Genomic DNA, 13,647 nt, shown 5'->3' on the forward strand with positions numbered 1-13,647 from the left:
TAGTAGGAAATTTCCTGCGTATTATGAACCTGCCCTGAACAGGCCGAATGCTTATGCATATGTCATTCAGGTATTTAAGTCATTCTGAAAATAGTATTAGGCTATATAAAACGGGATGGCTGCGGTGATTGCCGGTATTTAGTGGTATCACGAGTGTCATACATCTCTTAGCACTTTTCGTTTTACGGTTACTGCTATATGTTCTATGTAACGAAATTTGCTACATCTTGTAATACTTGTGGGGCCGAACACTTCCGCCATGACAGCCATTGAATCGACTTTTCTGAATCTGGCTTACCCTCCGCGGCTCGATCTGGGGCCGCAGCTCACTCACGAACAATTGCTCAGCTCGATGCAGTCGACCATGGCACGCCACAAGGGCGGCCCGGTCTGGTTGTTCGCGTATGGGTCTCTGATCTGGCGTCCCGAATGCACGGCGGTTGAGCGGGTTCGCGGCCGGGTGCACGGCTACCATCGCGGCTTGTACCTGTGGTCCCATGAACATCGCGGCACGCCAGAAATGCCCGGCTTGGTGTTTGGCCTGGATCGTGGCGGCTCTTGCAGTGGCTTTGCCTACCGACTGCCGGAAGAGCAATTGGAGGCCTCGCTGTATGCGCTCTGGAAAAGGGAGATGCCTTTTCCGTCCTATCGTCCGCACTGGCTCAACTGCCGCCTTGAAGACGGCAGCCAGGTTCAGGCGTTGGGTTTTGTCCTGGAGCGGCACCTGCCCAGCTATGCCGGTAACTTGCCGGATCACGTGCTCAGCCATGTGTTCGAAAACGCTTGCGGGCGCTACGGCACCACTCGCGATTATGTCGAGCAGACCGCCCACGCCCTGCGTAGCCATGCCATGCCCGATCGGAATCTGGAAGCGCGACTCAAGCGCTGCAAGTCAAAGTCCGATCAGGCGGATGCACCGCCGATGTGAGCGGGCGTAGCAAACACTACCTGCACACCCGCTTCGTTGCTTTAGAGCTACGAGTGAATAGGCCAGAACAACCTCGTCAGTTGTTCTGGCTTTTTTTGCGTCCGGTGAAGGCTCAGCGAACCTGCACCACCACTTTCCCGACCGCCTTGCGCTGGCCGAGGTCATTGATGGCCTGTGCGGCGTTGCTCAGCGGGTAGACCTGCGATACCAGCGGCTTCAACTTGCCTTCTGCGAACCAGCCGAACAATTGCTGAAAGTTCGCCGCGTTGTCCTGTGGCTGACGCTGGGCAAATGAGCCCCAGAACACGCCGACCACGGCGGCACCTTTAAGCAGGGCGAGGTTTACCGGCAGTTCGGGGATGCGTCCGCTGGCGAAGCCCACCACCAGCAGGCGACCATTCCAGGCGATAGCGCGGATGGCCTGGTCGAACAGGTCGCCGCCCACCGGATCGTAGATCACGTCCGCACCCTGGCCATCGGTCAGGCGTTTGATTTCGTCCTTGAGGCTGGTTTCGCTGTAGTTGATCAGTTCATCGGCGCCGGCGGCCTTGGCCACAGCGAGTTTTTCGGCGCTGCTGGCGGCGGCGATGACCCGGGCGCCCATGGCTTTGCCGATTTCCACGGCGGCCAGACCGACACCGCCGGAGGCGCCGAGTACCAGCAGGGTTTCACCCGGTTGCAGGTTGCCCCGTTGCTTGAGCGCATGCATCGAAGTGCCGTAGGTCATGCTGAAGGCGGCGGCAGTGTTGAAGTCCATGGAAGGCGGGATGGGCAGTACGTTGTAGCCCGGTACCGCGACCTGTTCGGCGAAGCTGCCCCAGCCGGTCAGGGCCATGACCCGGTCACCGACCTTCAGGTGGCTGATCTTTTCGCCCACCGCGCTCACCACGCCAGCGGCCTCGCCCCCAGGGGAAAACGGGAAGGGCGGTTTGAACTGGTATTTGCCCTCGATGATCAGCGTGTCCGGGAAATTCACCCCGGCGGCGTGCACGTCCAGCAGGATTTCGTTCTTCTTCGCGACAGGACTGGCGACGTCTTCCAGCACCAGCGATTCGGCAGGGCCGAAGGCTTTGCACAGCACGGCTTTCATCAGGGCTATTCCTTTGGGAGTGATGGCCGATAAGTGTAGGTGTGTGAGTCGAGGGGTCAACGAGCATGCCCGGCCCTGATAGTCAGCCATAAGCTTGTGCTTGAGCGGCGGGTCGTTATGCTAGGCCGCAAACCGGATAAGGAGTGAATTGTGAAAGCGTGGATCGTGTTGATGCTGGCCCTGTCTCTGCCTGTGGCAGCGGTGGCCGAAGAGGCAAAAGAAGGTGAGGCTCCGAAGGTCAACTACATCACCCTCAGCCCGCCATTCGTGGGCAACTATGGGTTGGACGGTACGCCGAAGCTCAAGGTCTACAAGGCCGACGTGGCATTGCGCGTGACCGGTGACGAGGCCACCAAAGCGGTGAAAGCCAATGAACCGCTGATCCGCAATCAACTGGTGGCGCTGTTCGCCCAGCAGACCACCGAGACGATGAATAACGTCGAAGCCAAGGAAAAATTGCGTCAGGAAGCCCTGAAGCAAACCCAGCAGGTCATGACTGACGAAACCGGCAAACCGGTGGTCGAGGATCTGTTGTTCAACAACCTGATCATCCAGTAACGCCGGATCTACAGGCGCTGGGTGACTGGTGATCGCGCCTTCGGGCGCGCGATCACCAGCCAGCCATGGGGCTGGCAGGAGCATCGTTTCAGGACGCCAGGCTCTTGCGAAACCGCATCAGCGCGATCGCAAAGAACAGCAGGCCGATGGCGGTCAGCGCGAGCAAGTCCGGCCACACCACGCTCAGCCCCGCATCGCGAAACAGGATCGCGGCGCTAAGGCTGACGAAGTGTGTCGACGGTGAACCTTGCATCACCCACTGCAACCACTGCGGCATGCTGTCGAGCGGCGTACTGCCGCCGGACAGCAGCAGCATGGGAATGATGACCGGAATGGCCAGCAGACCGAACTGCGGTGTCGAGCGGGCCAGGGTCGCGAGAAAAATCCCCAGTGCCGTACTGGCGAACAGATAAACGGCCGTCACCATCAAAAACAGGCTCATGGAACCGGCCAGCGGTACGCCGAGCGCGCCTTTGACGATCACTTCCAGTGAAATCCAGGTGCACACCACGACGACGAGCATGTTGCTCCAGATTTTCGCCAGCATGATCTCCAGCGCCGTCAGCGGCAGCACCAGTAAATGGTCGAGGGTGCCGTGTTCGCGCTCACGCAGCAGAGCCGTGCCGGTGAGGACGATGGCGAGGATGGTGATGTTGTTGACGATCTGAATCACGGCCAGGAACCAGCCACCTTCCAGATTCGTATTGAACAGCGAACGGGTGGTCAGCAGGATGGGGGTCTGGCTGGCGGGATCGCTCTGACCACTGTAGGTCACCAATTCACGCTGGAATATCCGCCCGATGTAGCCGGCCCCCATGAACGCCTGGCTCATGGCCGTGGCATCGACATTCACTTGCACCGCAGGCTGGCGACCGGCCAGCAAATCGGTCTGAAAATTCGCCGGCACGTTGATCACAAAGGTGTACCGGCCACTGTCCAGGACTTGATCGAGTTGCCCATAAGGCAGCGCTACAGGGTGCTGAAACTCTGGTGGTTGCAGGGCCTGGGCCAGTTGTCGTGACAGCATACTGTGATCTTCGTCCACCATCGCTACGCTGGCGTTGTGCACGCCAATCACCGAGCCGGCCGCCGGCATGTAGATCGCCACGGTGAAGGCGTAGAACAGAAAGACCAGCAACACGCTGTCGTGCCGAAGGCTGGTCAGCTCCTTGATGCCCAGACGCAAGATGTGAGCGAGCTTGTGCATCAGGCCTCCTGCTTTTTCAGCATGATCAGGCTCAGCCCGGTGAACCCGAGAAAGAACCCGAACAGCGCCAGGCATTGCGGCCACAGCTGCCGCAGGTCCAGCGCTTTGGTAAACGTGCCGACGGTGATATCGAGGAAATAACCGGCCGGAAACAATATCCCCATCACCGCCGCCGCGCCCTCAAGGGAGGAGCGCGGCACGATCAGCCCGGAGAACTGGATGGTCGGCAGGCTGGTGATGATCATGGTGCCGAGGATCGCGGCGATCTGGGTGCGGGTGAATGCCGAGATCAACAGGCCCATGCTGGTCGTCGCCAGTACGTACAGCAGTCCGCCGAAGGCCAGGGTGAGCCCGCTGCCCTTGAAGGGGACGCCGAACAGCCAGCGGTTCATCGCCGTCAGCACGGCCAGATTGATCAGGCTGATCGCCAGATACGGCGCCTGTTTGCCCAGCAGGAACTCCAGTCGGGTCAGTGGCGTGGCATAGAAATTGGTGATCGATCCCAGTTCTTTCTCCCGCACGATCCCCAGGGCCGTCAGCATGGCCGGGATGAACGCGAGGATCAGCGCCATCACCCCGGGGCCGATGGCGTTGACGCTGACCACGTCCTGGTTGTAGCGGAATCGGGTTTCCAGTTTGGCCGCTGCGGGCGCATTCCGTGCGCGACTGCTCTGTTCGGCCAGTCGTTCCAGGACTGACTGGTGCACCGCTTCCACGTAGTTACGGCTGGTCTCGGCACGAAACGGCATGCCGCCATCCAGCCAGGCGGCTACGGCAGGCTGGCGTCCGGCGTACAGGTCGCGACCAAAACCCGGCGGGATCTCCAGCGCGAGTTTGATTTCCGAGCGTTGAAGGCGTCGGTGCAGTTCTTTCGTGTCGTGGATGGGGGATTGTTCGGCAAAGTAGCGAGAGCTGCGAAACGCCTCCAGATAGGTGCGACTTTGCGGCGTCTGGTCTTGATCGAATACGGCGAACGCGAGTTTTTCCACGTCCAGCGAAATGCCATAGCCGAAGATCACCATCATGAAAATGGCCCCGAGCATGGCAAAGGCCATTCGCACTTTGTCGCGCAGCAACTCCTTGCCTTCGCGGGTGGCCACGGCCACCAGGCGCCCGACACTGAAACGGCGCTCCTTCATCGGCTTGGCCGGTGTGACAGGTGCAGGGTCCGGGGTGGGCGCAGCTGGTGTTTCGGTCGCTCCCTGAGCCTGTTCCAGGCAGGTGACAAACGCCGCTTCCAGCGTTTCGCCGTTGAACTGTTGTTGCAGCGCCGCCGGGGTGTCGCAGGCCAGCACCTTGCCAGCGTGCATCAGCGAGATACGGTCGCAGCGCTGGGCCTCGTTCATGAAGTGGGTAGAGAGGAAAATCGTCACGCCTTGCTCGCGCGACAGTTCGATCAGCAGTCGCCAAAAGTCGTCTCGCGCGGCCGGGTCGACACCGGAAGTGGGTTCGTCGAGGATCAGGACTTCCGGACGATGCAGCACCGCGACGGCCAGCGACAGCCGCTGGCGCAAGCCCAAGGGCAAAGCGCCGGATTGTTGGTCGGCCACGCCGCCCAGGTTGAAGCGCTGGATCAGTTCGTCGATGCGCTGGACGCTATCGGCCTTGGGCAAATCGAACAGGCGGGCGTGCAAGTCGAGGTTTTGTCGCACGCTGAGCTCGCCATACAGCGAGAAGCTCTGGGACATGAAGCCGACCCGTTTTCGCGTGGCCAGGTCCTTGGCGTTCACCGGATTGCCCAGCAACGTGGCGCTGCCTTCGCTGGCCGGCATCAGTCCGGTGAGGACTTTCATGGTGGTGGTTTTGCCGCAGCCGTTGGAGCCGAGGAAACCGAAAATTTCGCCGCGACCGATGGCGAAGCTGACTTTGTCCACGGCGGTAAAGTCGCCGAAGCGCAGGGTCAGGTCGTGAGCCTCGATGGCAATGTCGGTGGTGGAGCCGGGCCGGGGGGGAATCACCAGTGGCTGGTTGTCGTGGCCACTGTCGCCCTGGAAATGGGTGAACGCCTCGTCGAGTTTGCCGCCGGGCGTGACGGCCGCCAATTCGCTGCTCAGGCCCGTTGCGATCAAACGACCGCCGTCGAGCATCAGGCAATGTTCGAATTGCTCGGCCTCTTCCATGTACGCCGTTGCCACCAGCAGCGTCAGTTGTGGGCGTTGACGCCGTACATCGTCCACCAGTTCCCAGAAGCGCCGCCGGGACAAGGGATCGACGCCTGTGGTCGGTTCGTCGAGGATCAGCAGGTCCGGCTCGTGGATCAGCGCGCAGCAGAGGCCAAGCTTCTGCTTCATGCCGCCAGACAGTTTGCCGGCCGGGCGATCGGCGAAGCGCAACAGATCGGTGGCCAACAGCAAGCTGCGCCGGCGCTGGTCGCATTCGGCTTTTGACAGGCCGAACAGTGTGGCGAAAAATTGAATGTTCTCGCTGATCGACAGCTCGGGGTACAGGTTGCCGCCCAGGCCTTGAGGCATGAAGGCGATACGCGGGTAGAGGCTATTGCGATGGCGACGGTCCTGGATCGAGCCGCCGAGCACCTCCAATTGCCCTTGTTGCAGGGTTTTAACGCCCGCGATCAAACCCAGCAAACTCGACTTGCCTGCACCGTCCGGTCCGATCAGGCCGCAGCGTGTGCCGGTCGGCAGACTGAAGCTGATGTCGGTCAGGGCCTGCTGTTTGCCATACAGGTGGTTGATGCCGGTGGCTTGCAGCGCCAGGCCGTTCATTGCAGTTTGGCCGGCCAATCAATCGGTGCGGTGCGCACATAACCGGCACCGGGCATGCCCGGCTTGGCCTGGGGCAGGGCGCCTGGATCGGTCAGGCGCAGTTTGACGCGGAACACCAGTTTTTGCCGTTCGTCACGGGTTTCGACTTCCTTGGGAGTGAATTGCGACTTGGCGGCGACGAAATTGATTTTGGCCGGCAGCGGGCGGTCGGGCAGGGCATCGAGCAGGATTCGCGCATCATCGCCAACCGCCAGGCGTCCGGTAACGGAGGCAGGAAGGTAGAGGTTCATGTACTGGTCGCTGGGGTCTATCAGCAACAGCACGCGCCCGCCGGCACCCAGCACCTCGCCGGGTTCGGCCATGCGCAACTGGACGACCCCGTCAATGGGTGCGCGCAGGCTGGCGTCATCAATTTCGCTGGTCAACATCGCCACTTGGGCCTGGGCCGCACCAATTGTCGCACCGACCGCCGAGACCTGGGCTTTGGACGCGGCGACTGCAGCGACGCCGGTGTCCAGGCGCGCCTGTTGTTGATCGACGATCTGGCCACTCACGAAACCGTGTTTGATCAATTCCTGAGAGCGCTTGAGCTCCTGTTGAGCCAGCAGTTGTTCGCTCTGGCGCAGTTGCACGTTGGCCTGGGCGGCGGAAAGGTTTTCCCGGGCACGCAACACCTCGGCTTCAGCCTGGTTGCGCTGTGCTTCGAGGGTGCGGGTATCCATGCGGGCCAACAGTTGGCCCTTGGTGACCTTGTCGCCTTCATCGACGAGCACCTCTGCCAGTCGCCCGGGTGTCTTGCTGGCGATCTGTACTTCGGTGGCTTCGAGGCGGCCATTGCCGACGTACAAGCCTTCAGGCAAGCGGTCATGCATTGACTTCCAGTAACCGAAGCCTCCGGCGGCCATCAGCAAAACCATCAACGAGCTGGCGAAGAAAATCGAAGAGCGACTGTGTGTTGACATGCGGGCATCCTGCGACTGTTGCGTCCTAGTCTGACTGATCGAGCACCGAGGCGATTTGATACCCGTCAACTGAGGGACAAGACTAATCTGATTGGCCAGGCAAATGGGGGCGATCGGCGCTTTCTGCTTTATTTAACGTAAATCGAGCACTGCCGCCCATTGCTCGGCAGTCACCGGCATCACGGATAACCGACTGCCTTTCTGCACGAGTGGCAGTTGCGCCAATGCGGTTTGCTGTTTCAGGTAATCGAGTTTCAACACCCTGGAGAACGTCTCGACATGGGCGACATCGATTGCGCTCCAGGCGTTTTTCTCCGCGGTTGCCTTTGGATCGTAATAATGACTTTCAGGCTCCAGTGCCGTGGGGTCCGGATACGCCGCTTCGACAATCTTGCCAATCCCGGCAATCCCCGGCTCGGGGCAGCTGGAATGGTAGAAGAAGAACTCGTCCCCCACTGCCATGGCCCGCAGGAAATTACGCGCCTGATAGTTGCGGACCCCGTCCCAGCGCGCTTTGCCGAGCTTCTCCAGACCTTTGATCGAGAGTTCGTCGGGCTCGGATTTCATCAGCCAATAGGCCATGTTTTTTGCTCCTTGCGAGGTGAGTGGACAGGTGGTCCGGCCATTTTATGACAAACCGACAGTCGGTTGACGTCAGCGTTTGCGTGCCGGTTCACGTTGTCGCAAAATGCCGGCCTTTAAAGCTTGACGCTGCTGCACGGCCAACAAACGGAAACCGCTGCTGTCATCGTGTTGATGTGCCTTTGGGGGGCAATCGATGAAACGCAAACCGGATTTACTATGGATTTTGGTTATTTTGTTCGGCCTTGGGGTCGTGACCACCGGTTATGCCCAAAGCCTTTGGACCAACAAGACCGATGCACCGGTCGAGGTCGCACCGTTGCAACAACAGTCGACCGCTTTCAAACGCTGAACCTGTCTTTCGACGCCGCTGATCCCGGTGGCGTCTAGCCTGCGTAATACCAGGCCTTGTCCGTCACCGTTCCCTGCAACGGCACATCCCAGCTTGCCTGAGCCAGGCGCTCGACCTTCTGACATTCGTGGGCCAGTCCCAGTAGCGTCGGCTTGCGCCAGTCATGACGGCGGGCCAGATAAGCCAGGCTGCGATCATAGAAGCCGCCGCCCATGCCCAGGCGTCCGCCAACATCGTCAAACCCCACCAACGGCAGCAGCACCAGGTCCAGCGCCCAGACTTTGCGTTGTCGGGCGAGGTTATGCCTGGGTTCGAGAATCCGGAAGCGATTGGGTTTGAGTTTTTCGCCGGGGCGAATGCGCTGGAACACCATTTTGGTTCGCGGCCAGGCGCTGAGCACCGGCAGATAGGTGGCCTTGCCCCGACGCTGGGCGGCACGCAGCAGCAGGCGCGGATCGATTTCACCGTCGGTGGGCAGGTATAGAGAGATGTGTCTGGCGCGGCGAAACAGCGGTTGCTGGGCCAATTGCTTGTACAGCCCGCGAGCGGCCTGGCGCTGCTGACTGGCTGTCAGTGCGCGGCGGGCCTTGCGCAGCATGCGTCGAAGTTGCGGGCGGGGAAGCAGCGCAGGTTCGGTCATGGATTCGGGCTTCAGCAGATCGGATACGTGAAGCGTACCCGTAAAAACGCCGATGCCGGTATTAAAACCGGCATCGGACTGCAATCAGGCTCCCCGGGTGAACCGCTGTCGACTTAGCCCTTGAACCCGAAAGTTCAAGGTGGAAGATGCAGTAGGCTTTAAGGCTTTCCGTCTAGCGGACATGCACACCAGCCCAACGTGCAACCTCCAGGGTATAGCAAATCGGCTCAGGGACATCGCCAACTGGCAAGCACCCCAGGGAGTGTTGGGAGTATAACGCAAGCGTTGGCGCGAATCAGCCTTTGGTGACGTCCGGATCGGTCGACAGCACCAAATCGACACGATCGAGCAGGTCTCGCACCTGTTCGCGGGTCGAGCCGCTGGCCTGAACATCCGGGCGTTCTTCCTTGTGCAGCAGGTCGTGTGTGATGTTCAACGCGGCCATGACGGCAATGCGATCGGCGCCGATGACTTTGCCGCTGCTGCGGATTTCACGCATCTTGCCGTCCAGGTAGCGAGCGGCGCTCACCAGGTTGCTGCGTTCTTCCTGGGGGCAGATGATCGAATATTCTTTGTCGAGGATCTGCACGGTGACGCTATTGCTTGAACTCATGAGTCTTGCTCCAGGGCCTTGAGGCGCGAAATCATCGATTCGACCTTACGCCGGGCGATTTCGTTTTTTTCAATGAGGTGAGCGCGTTCCTCGCGCCAGGTCTTTTCCTGAGCTAGTAAGAGTCCGTTTTGGCTCTTTAGTTGCTCGACGCGGGTAATCAGCAGTTCGAGTCTGGCCATCAGCGCTTGCAGGTCGGTGTCTTCCATTGTCTTCACTGTCTGATGGAGGGCGAACTGTAGGAGCGAGCCTGCACGCGATGGTCGCCAGCGTTACCACCGGGGCCCTGACACCCTATGGCGTTCTCGGGTTCATCGCGAGCAAGCTCGCTCCTACAGAGGAGTCGATGTAGGATACAAGGCCTTCATTCTAGACATAGCGCCGTCTGGCGCCTAGCTACCCATGCCCATTCAGAATTCCCCGTACCAAGCCTTCGCCACCCTGCTGACATCCAGCGGTCATAACGTCTCGCCTGCCGAATTGCACGGCTTGCTGCTCGGCCGCAGTTGCGCCGGTGCCGGTTTTGATGTCGAAGGCTGGCTGATCGATGCCGCCGAGCTGCTGGAAACCGAGCCACAGGACAACGTCCGCAATGCCTTGATCGGCCTGCAAGAGATGGTCAAGGGCGAACTCACCGGCGACGACGTGACCGTCGTTCTGCTGCTGCCAACCGATGAGACCCCGCTTACCGAACGTGCCGCAGCACTGGGGCAGTGGTGTCAGGGTTTCCTCAGCGGTTTCGGCCTGAACTGCCGCGACAGCAGCATGCTGAGCACTGAGGCGACCGAGGTGCTGCAGGATCTGGCGGCGATTTCCCAAGTGCAAGATGCTCTGGAAGAATCCGACGACGGTGAAAACGACTACATGGAAGTCATGGAGTACCTGCGCGTCGCGCCGCTGCTGCTGTTTTCCGAAACCAGGAAGCCGGACGCGCCTGCTGCCGCCAAACCGTCGCTGCACTGATCAACGCCAGGGAACGCCATCTGCCCATGATCCATATCCCGAAATCGGAATACAGCCGTCGCCGCAAGGCCTTGATGGCGCAGATGGAACCCAACAGCATCGCCATCCTGCCCGCCGCCGCAGTGGCCATTCGCAACCGCGATGTCGAGCACGTTTACCGCCAGGACAGCGATTTCCAGTACCTCAGCGGTTTTCCAGAGCCTCAGGCCGTGCTGGTATTGATGCCGGGGCGATTGCACGGTGAGTACATCCTGTTCTGCCGCGAACGCAACGCCGAACGCGAGTTGTGGGACGGCCTGCGTGCCGGGCAGGAAGGCGCGATTCGCGACTTCGGCGCCGACGATGCCTTTCCGATCACTGACATCGACGACATCCTGCCAGGTCTGATCGAGGGTCGTGACCGGGTGTATTCGGCCATGGGCAGCAACCCGGAATTCGACCGGCATCTGATGGAGTGGATCAACGTGATTCGCTCCAAAGCCAATCTTGGCGCCCAGCCGCCGAACGAATACGTTGCCCTGGATCATTTGCTTCACGACATGCGCCTGTATAAATCAGCGGCAGAAGTGAAAGTGATGCGCGAAGCTGCGCGGATTTCCGCCCAGGCCCATGTGCGTGCGATGCAGGCCAGCCGTGCCGGGTTGCACGAATTCAGCCTGGAAGCCGAGCTTGATTACGAATTCCGCAAGGGCGGGGCGAAGATGCCGGCCTACGGTTCGATCGTTGCGGCGGGGCGCAACAGTTGCATCCTGCATTACCAACAGAATGACGCGGTGCTCAAGGACGGCGATCTGGTGTTGATCGACGCCGGGTGCGAAATCGACTGCTACGCCAGCGATATCACGCGCACCTGGCCGGTCAACGGCAAATATTCCGCGGAACAGAAGGCCATCTACGAATTGGTGCTGGCGGCGCAGGAAGCGGCGTTTGCCGAGATCGCCCCGAACAAACACTGGAATCAGGCCCACGAGGCCACGGTCCGGGTGATTACTGCCGGTCTGGTCGAGTTGGGGCTGCTGCAGGGCGATGTCGACGAGCTGATCGCCAGCGAAGCCTACAAGGCGTTTTACATGCACCGTGCCGGGCACTGGCTGGGCATGGATGTGCATGACGTCGGCGAATACAAAGTCGGCGGCGAATGGCGCGTGCTGGAGGTCGGCATGGCGCTGACCGTGGAGCCGGGGATTTACATCGCACCGGATAACCAGAGCGTGGCAAAGAAATGGCGGGGCATTGGCGTGCGCATCGAGGACGACGTGGTGGTGACCAGAAGCGGCTGTGAAATCCTGACCAAAGGCGTGCCGAAAACGGTCGCCGAGATCGAGGCCCTGATGGCCGAAGCACGGACACAAGCGGCATGAGTCGAGTCAATCTGGCGATTATCGGTGGTGGCCTGGTCGGTGCCAGCCTGGCGTTGGCCTTGCAGGCCGGGGCCAAGGCCCGTGGCTGGAAGATCCTGTTGATCGAGCCTTTCGCTCCCGGTCACACCTGGCAACCCAGCTACGACGCGCGCTCCACGGCGTTGTCCTTCGGCGCCCGGCAGATTTATCAGCGGTTGGGCGTGTGGCAGGAGATTTCCCGTCGCGCCGAGCCGATCAAACAGATTCACGTCTCCGACCGTGGGCGCTTTTCCACGGCGCGGCTGTCGGCGATGGAAGAGGGCGTTCCCGCGCTGGGTTACGTGGTGGAAAACGCCTGGCTCGGGCAATGCCTGTGGCAAGGCCTGGACAAGGACGTGATCAGTTGGCGCTGCCCGGCGGAAGTCACGCGCCTGGAGCCGCTGACCGATGGCTATCGCCTGACCCTCAATGACGAAACCACTCTGGAGTGCGACCTGGCTGTGCTCGCTGACGGCGGCCGTTCCGGGCTGCGCGAGCAGTTGGGCATCGGCGTCAAGAAACGCCCGTACAACCAGAGCGCGCTGATCGCCAACATTACGCCGAGCGAAGCCCATAACGGCATGGCATTCGAGCGCTTCACCGACGATGGACCGATGGCGCTGCTGCCGCTGCAGGATAACCGTTGTGCGCTGGTGTGGACTCGCCAGGGCATGGACGCGCAAAGGCTGGCCGCCCTCGATGAACGCAGTTTTCTCAGTGAATTGCAGGGTGTGTTCGGCTATCGCCTCGGCACCCTGAAGCAGGTCGGCGCCCGGCATCTGTATCCGCTGTCGCTGGTGGAGGCCGAAGAGCAGGTGCGCCCGCATCTGGCGATTCTCGGCAACGCCGCTCACAGCCTGCATCCGATTGCCGGCCAGGGTTTCAACCTGTCTCTGCGCGATGCCCAGGCGTTGGCCGATGCGTTGCTCGCCAGCGAACAGGCGCTGGGGGATTTCGCGACCTTGCAGGCCTACCGCGAACGCCAGCGCCTGGATCAGAGCCTCACCGTGGGCTTCTCCGATCAGGTCACGCGCTTGTTCGGCAGCACTCAGCCGTTGGTTTCCATGGGCCGTAACCTGGGCCTGTTGGGCCTCGATCTCTTGCCACCGGCCAAGCGCTGGTTCGCCCGGCAGGCCATGGGCCTGGGTACGCGTCCCGATGTTTAAGTGGCTGACCCAACAATTCGGCAAGGCGCGGCTGATGCGCTGGTTCATGGGCCTCTATCCGCCGTACCTCGGTGCCGGGGTTCGAGTGCGGCACATCAGCGATGACTTTCGCGACATCCAGGTGTCCATGGGATTGAACTGGTCCAACCGCAATTACGTCGGCACCCAGTTCGGTGGCAGCCTGTATTCCATGGTTGACCCATTCTTCATGTTGATGCTCATGGAAAACCTCGGGCGCGACTACATCGTCTGGGACAAGGCCGCCGACATCGATTTCATCGCGCCTGGCAAAGGCACGGTGTATGCCCGTTTCAACATCGACGACACCTTGCTCGACGAGATCCGTCGGCAGACCGCGGGTGGCGAAAAGTACCTGCCGCAATTGCAGGTCGATATTCACGACGGTGCCGGCCATCTGGTGGCGCGCGTTGGAAAAACCCTTTACGTGCGGCTCAAGCCGCAAGCGAGACAGGCTTAAAGCATGGAA

At 60.7% G+C, this 13,647-nt stretch carries 15 protein-coding genes and 1 other RNA gene; 7 read left to right on the forward strand and 9 right to left on the reverse strand.

Going from position 1 to position 13,647, the window contains the following annotated elements:
- Positions 1–259: 259 nt before the first annotated feature.
- On the forward strand, positions 260–928 hold the full coding sequence (locus AC1Q6D_RS01095) for a gamma-glutamylcyclotransferase (protein ID WP_103402892.1): 669 nt from the start codon (positions 260–262) through the stop codon (positions 926–928).
- Positions 929–1,040: 112 nt separating this feature from the next.
- Here the strand turns inward: AC1Q6D_RS01095 and AC1Q6D_RS01100 are convergent, their stop codons facing one another.
- The gene (locus tag AC1Q6D_RS01100) at positions 1,041–2,018 is read right to left on the reverse strand and encodes an NADPH:quinone oxidoreductase family protein (RefSeq protein WP_090466442.1); all 978 of its coding nucleotides are present in this window, start codon (positions 2,016–2,018) and stop codon (positions 1,041–1,043) included.
- A 150-nt stretch (positions 2,019–2,168) separates the two neighbouring features.
- Here AC1Q6D_RS01100 and AC1Q6D_RS01105 point away from each other — a divergent pair, with 150 nt between their 5' ends.
- On the forward strand, positions 2,169–2,576 hold the full coding sequence (locus AC1Q6D_RS01105) for a flagellar basal body-associated protein FliL (RefSeq protein WP_047534823.1): 408 nt from the start codon (positions 2,169–2,171) through the stop codon (positions 2,574–2,576).
- Positions 2,577–2,664: 88 nt separating this feature from the next.
- On the opposite strand, the gene AC1Q6D_RS01110 is transcribed toward AC1Q6D_RS01105, so the two are convergent.
- From AC1Q6D_RS01110 to AC1Q6D_RS01125, 4 genes are all read right to left on the reverse strand, one after another.
- Positions 2,665–3,783, reverse strand: a complete 1,119-nt coding sequence (locus AC1Q6D_RS01110) for an ABC transporter permease (protein WP_103402891.1) — start codon at positions 3,781–3,783, stop codon at positions 2,665–2,667.
- Entirely contained in the window at positions 3,783–6,506 is a 2,724-nt protein-coding gene (gene rbbA / locus AC1Q6D_RS01115; RefSeq protein WP_103402890.1) for a ribosome-associated ATPase/putative transporter RbbA, read from the reverse strand. Before rbbA ends, AC1Q6D_RS01110 begins: the two co-directional genes overlap by 1 nt.
- Positions 6,503–7,468 (reverse strand): HlyD family secretion protein, encoded by a 966-nt coding sequence (locus AC1Q6D_RS01120; RefSeq protein WP_103402889.1) that lies wholly within the window; start codon positions 7,466–7,468, stop codon positions 6,503–6,505. The genes rbbA and AC1Q6D_RS01120 overlap by 4 nt, the downstream gene beginning before the upstream one ends.
- A 132-nt stretch (positions 7,469–7,600) precedes the next feature.
- Positions 7,601–8,050, reverse strand: coding sequence for an EVE domain-containing protein (locus AC1Q6D_RS01125; RefSeq protein ID WP_103402888.1), 450 nt, complete (start codon positions 8,048–8,050; stop codon positions 7,601–7,603).
- A 196-nt stretch (positions 8,051–8,246) separates the two neighbouring features.
- Between AC1Q6D_RS01125 and AC1Q6D_RS01130 the strand changes: the two genes are divergently transcribed.
- The gene (locus AC1Q6D_RS01130; protein ID WP_090466451.1) at positions 8,247–8,402 is read left to right on the forward strand and encodes a hypothetical protein; all 156 of its coding nucleotides are present in this window, start codon (positions 8,247–8,249) and stop codon (positions 8,400–8,402) included.
- A gap of 34 nt (positions 8,403–8,436) precedes the next feature.
- Here the strand turns inward: AC1Q6D_RS01130 and AC1Q6D_RS01135 are convergent, their stop codons facing one another.
- The 4 genes from AC1Q6D_RS01135 to AC1Q6D_RS01150 form a co-directional block, all read right to left on the reverse strand.
- Positions 8,437–9,042: a 5-formyltetrahydrofolate cyclo-ligase gene (locus tag AC1Q6D_RS01135; RefSeq protein WP_047539134.1), complete on the reverse strand. Its 606-nt coding sequence runs from the start codon at positions 9,040–9,042 to the stop codon at positions 8,437–8,439.
- Between the two features lie 86 nt (positions 9,043–9,128).
- Positions 9,129–9,307: non-coding RNA, 6S RNA (gene ssrS / locus AC1Q6D_RS01140), on the reverse strand.
- A gap of 30 nt (positions 9,308–9,337) precedes the next feature.
- The gene (locus AC1Q6D_RS01145) at positions 9,338–9,655 is read right to left on the reverse strand and encodes a cell division protein ZapA (protein WP_007899404.1); all 318 of its coding nucleotides are present in this window, start codon (positions 9,653–9,655) and stop codon (positions 9,338–9,340) included.
- The gene (locus tag AC1Q6D_RS01150) at positions 9,652–9,861 is read right to left on the reverse strand and encodes a TIGR02449 family protein (protein ID WP_007982902.1); all 210 of its coding nucleotides are present in this window, start codon (positions 9,859–9,861) and stop codon (positions 9,652–9,654) included. The genes AC1Q6D_RS01145 and AC1Q6D_RS01150 overlap by 4 nt, the downstream gene beginning before the upstream one ends.
- A 193-nt stretch (positions 9,862–10,054) precedes the next feature.
- Between AC1Q6D_RS01150 and AC1Q6D_RS01155 the strand changes: the two genes are divergently transcribed.
- The 4 genes from AC1Q6D_RS01155 to AC1Q6D_RS01170 are packed head-to-tail and all read left to right on the forward strand — an operon-like array spanning position 10,055 to position 13,638.
- Entirely contained in the window at positions 10,055–10,615 is a 561-nt protein-coding gene (locus AC1Q6D_RS01155; protein WP_103402887.1) for a YecA/YgfB family protein, read from the forward strand.
- A gap of 26 nt (positions 10,616–10,641) precedes the next feature.
- The gene (pepP, locus tag AC1Q6D_RS01160; RefSeq protein WP_047534788.1) at positions 10,642–11,976 is read left to right on the forward strand and encodes a Xaa-Pro aminopeptidase; all 1,335 of its coding nucleotides are present in this window, start codon (positions 10,642–10,644) and stop codon (positions 11,974–11,976) included.
- Positions 11,973–13,160: a 2-octaprenyl-6-methoxyphenyl hydroxylase gene (gene ubiH, locus AC1Q6D_RS01165; protein ID WP_103402886.1), complete on the forward strand. Its 1,188-nt coding sequence runs from the start codon at positions 11,973–11,975 to the stop codon at positions 13,158–13,160. The genes pepP and ubiH overlap by 4 nt, the downstream gene beginning before the upstream one ends.
- On the forward strand, positions 13,153–13,638 hold the full coding sequence (locus AC1Q6D_RS01170) for a DUF4442 domain-containing protein (protein ID WP_103402885.1): 486 nt from the start codon (positions 13,153–13,155) through the stop codon (positions 13,636–13,638). Before ubiH ends, AC1Q6D_RS01170 begins: the two co-directional genes overlap by 8 nt.
- Positions 13,639–13,647 lie beyond the last annotated feature (9 nt).

It is taken from the genome of Pseudomonas sp. MT92 (assembly GCF_058792515.1).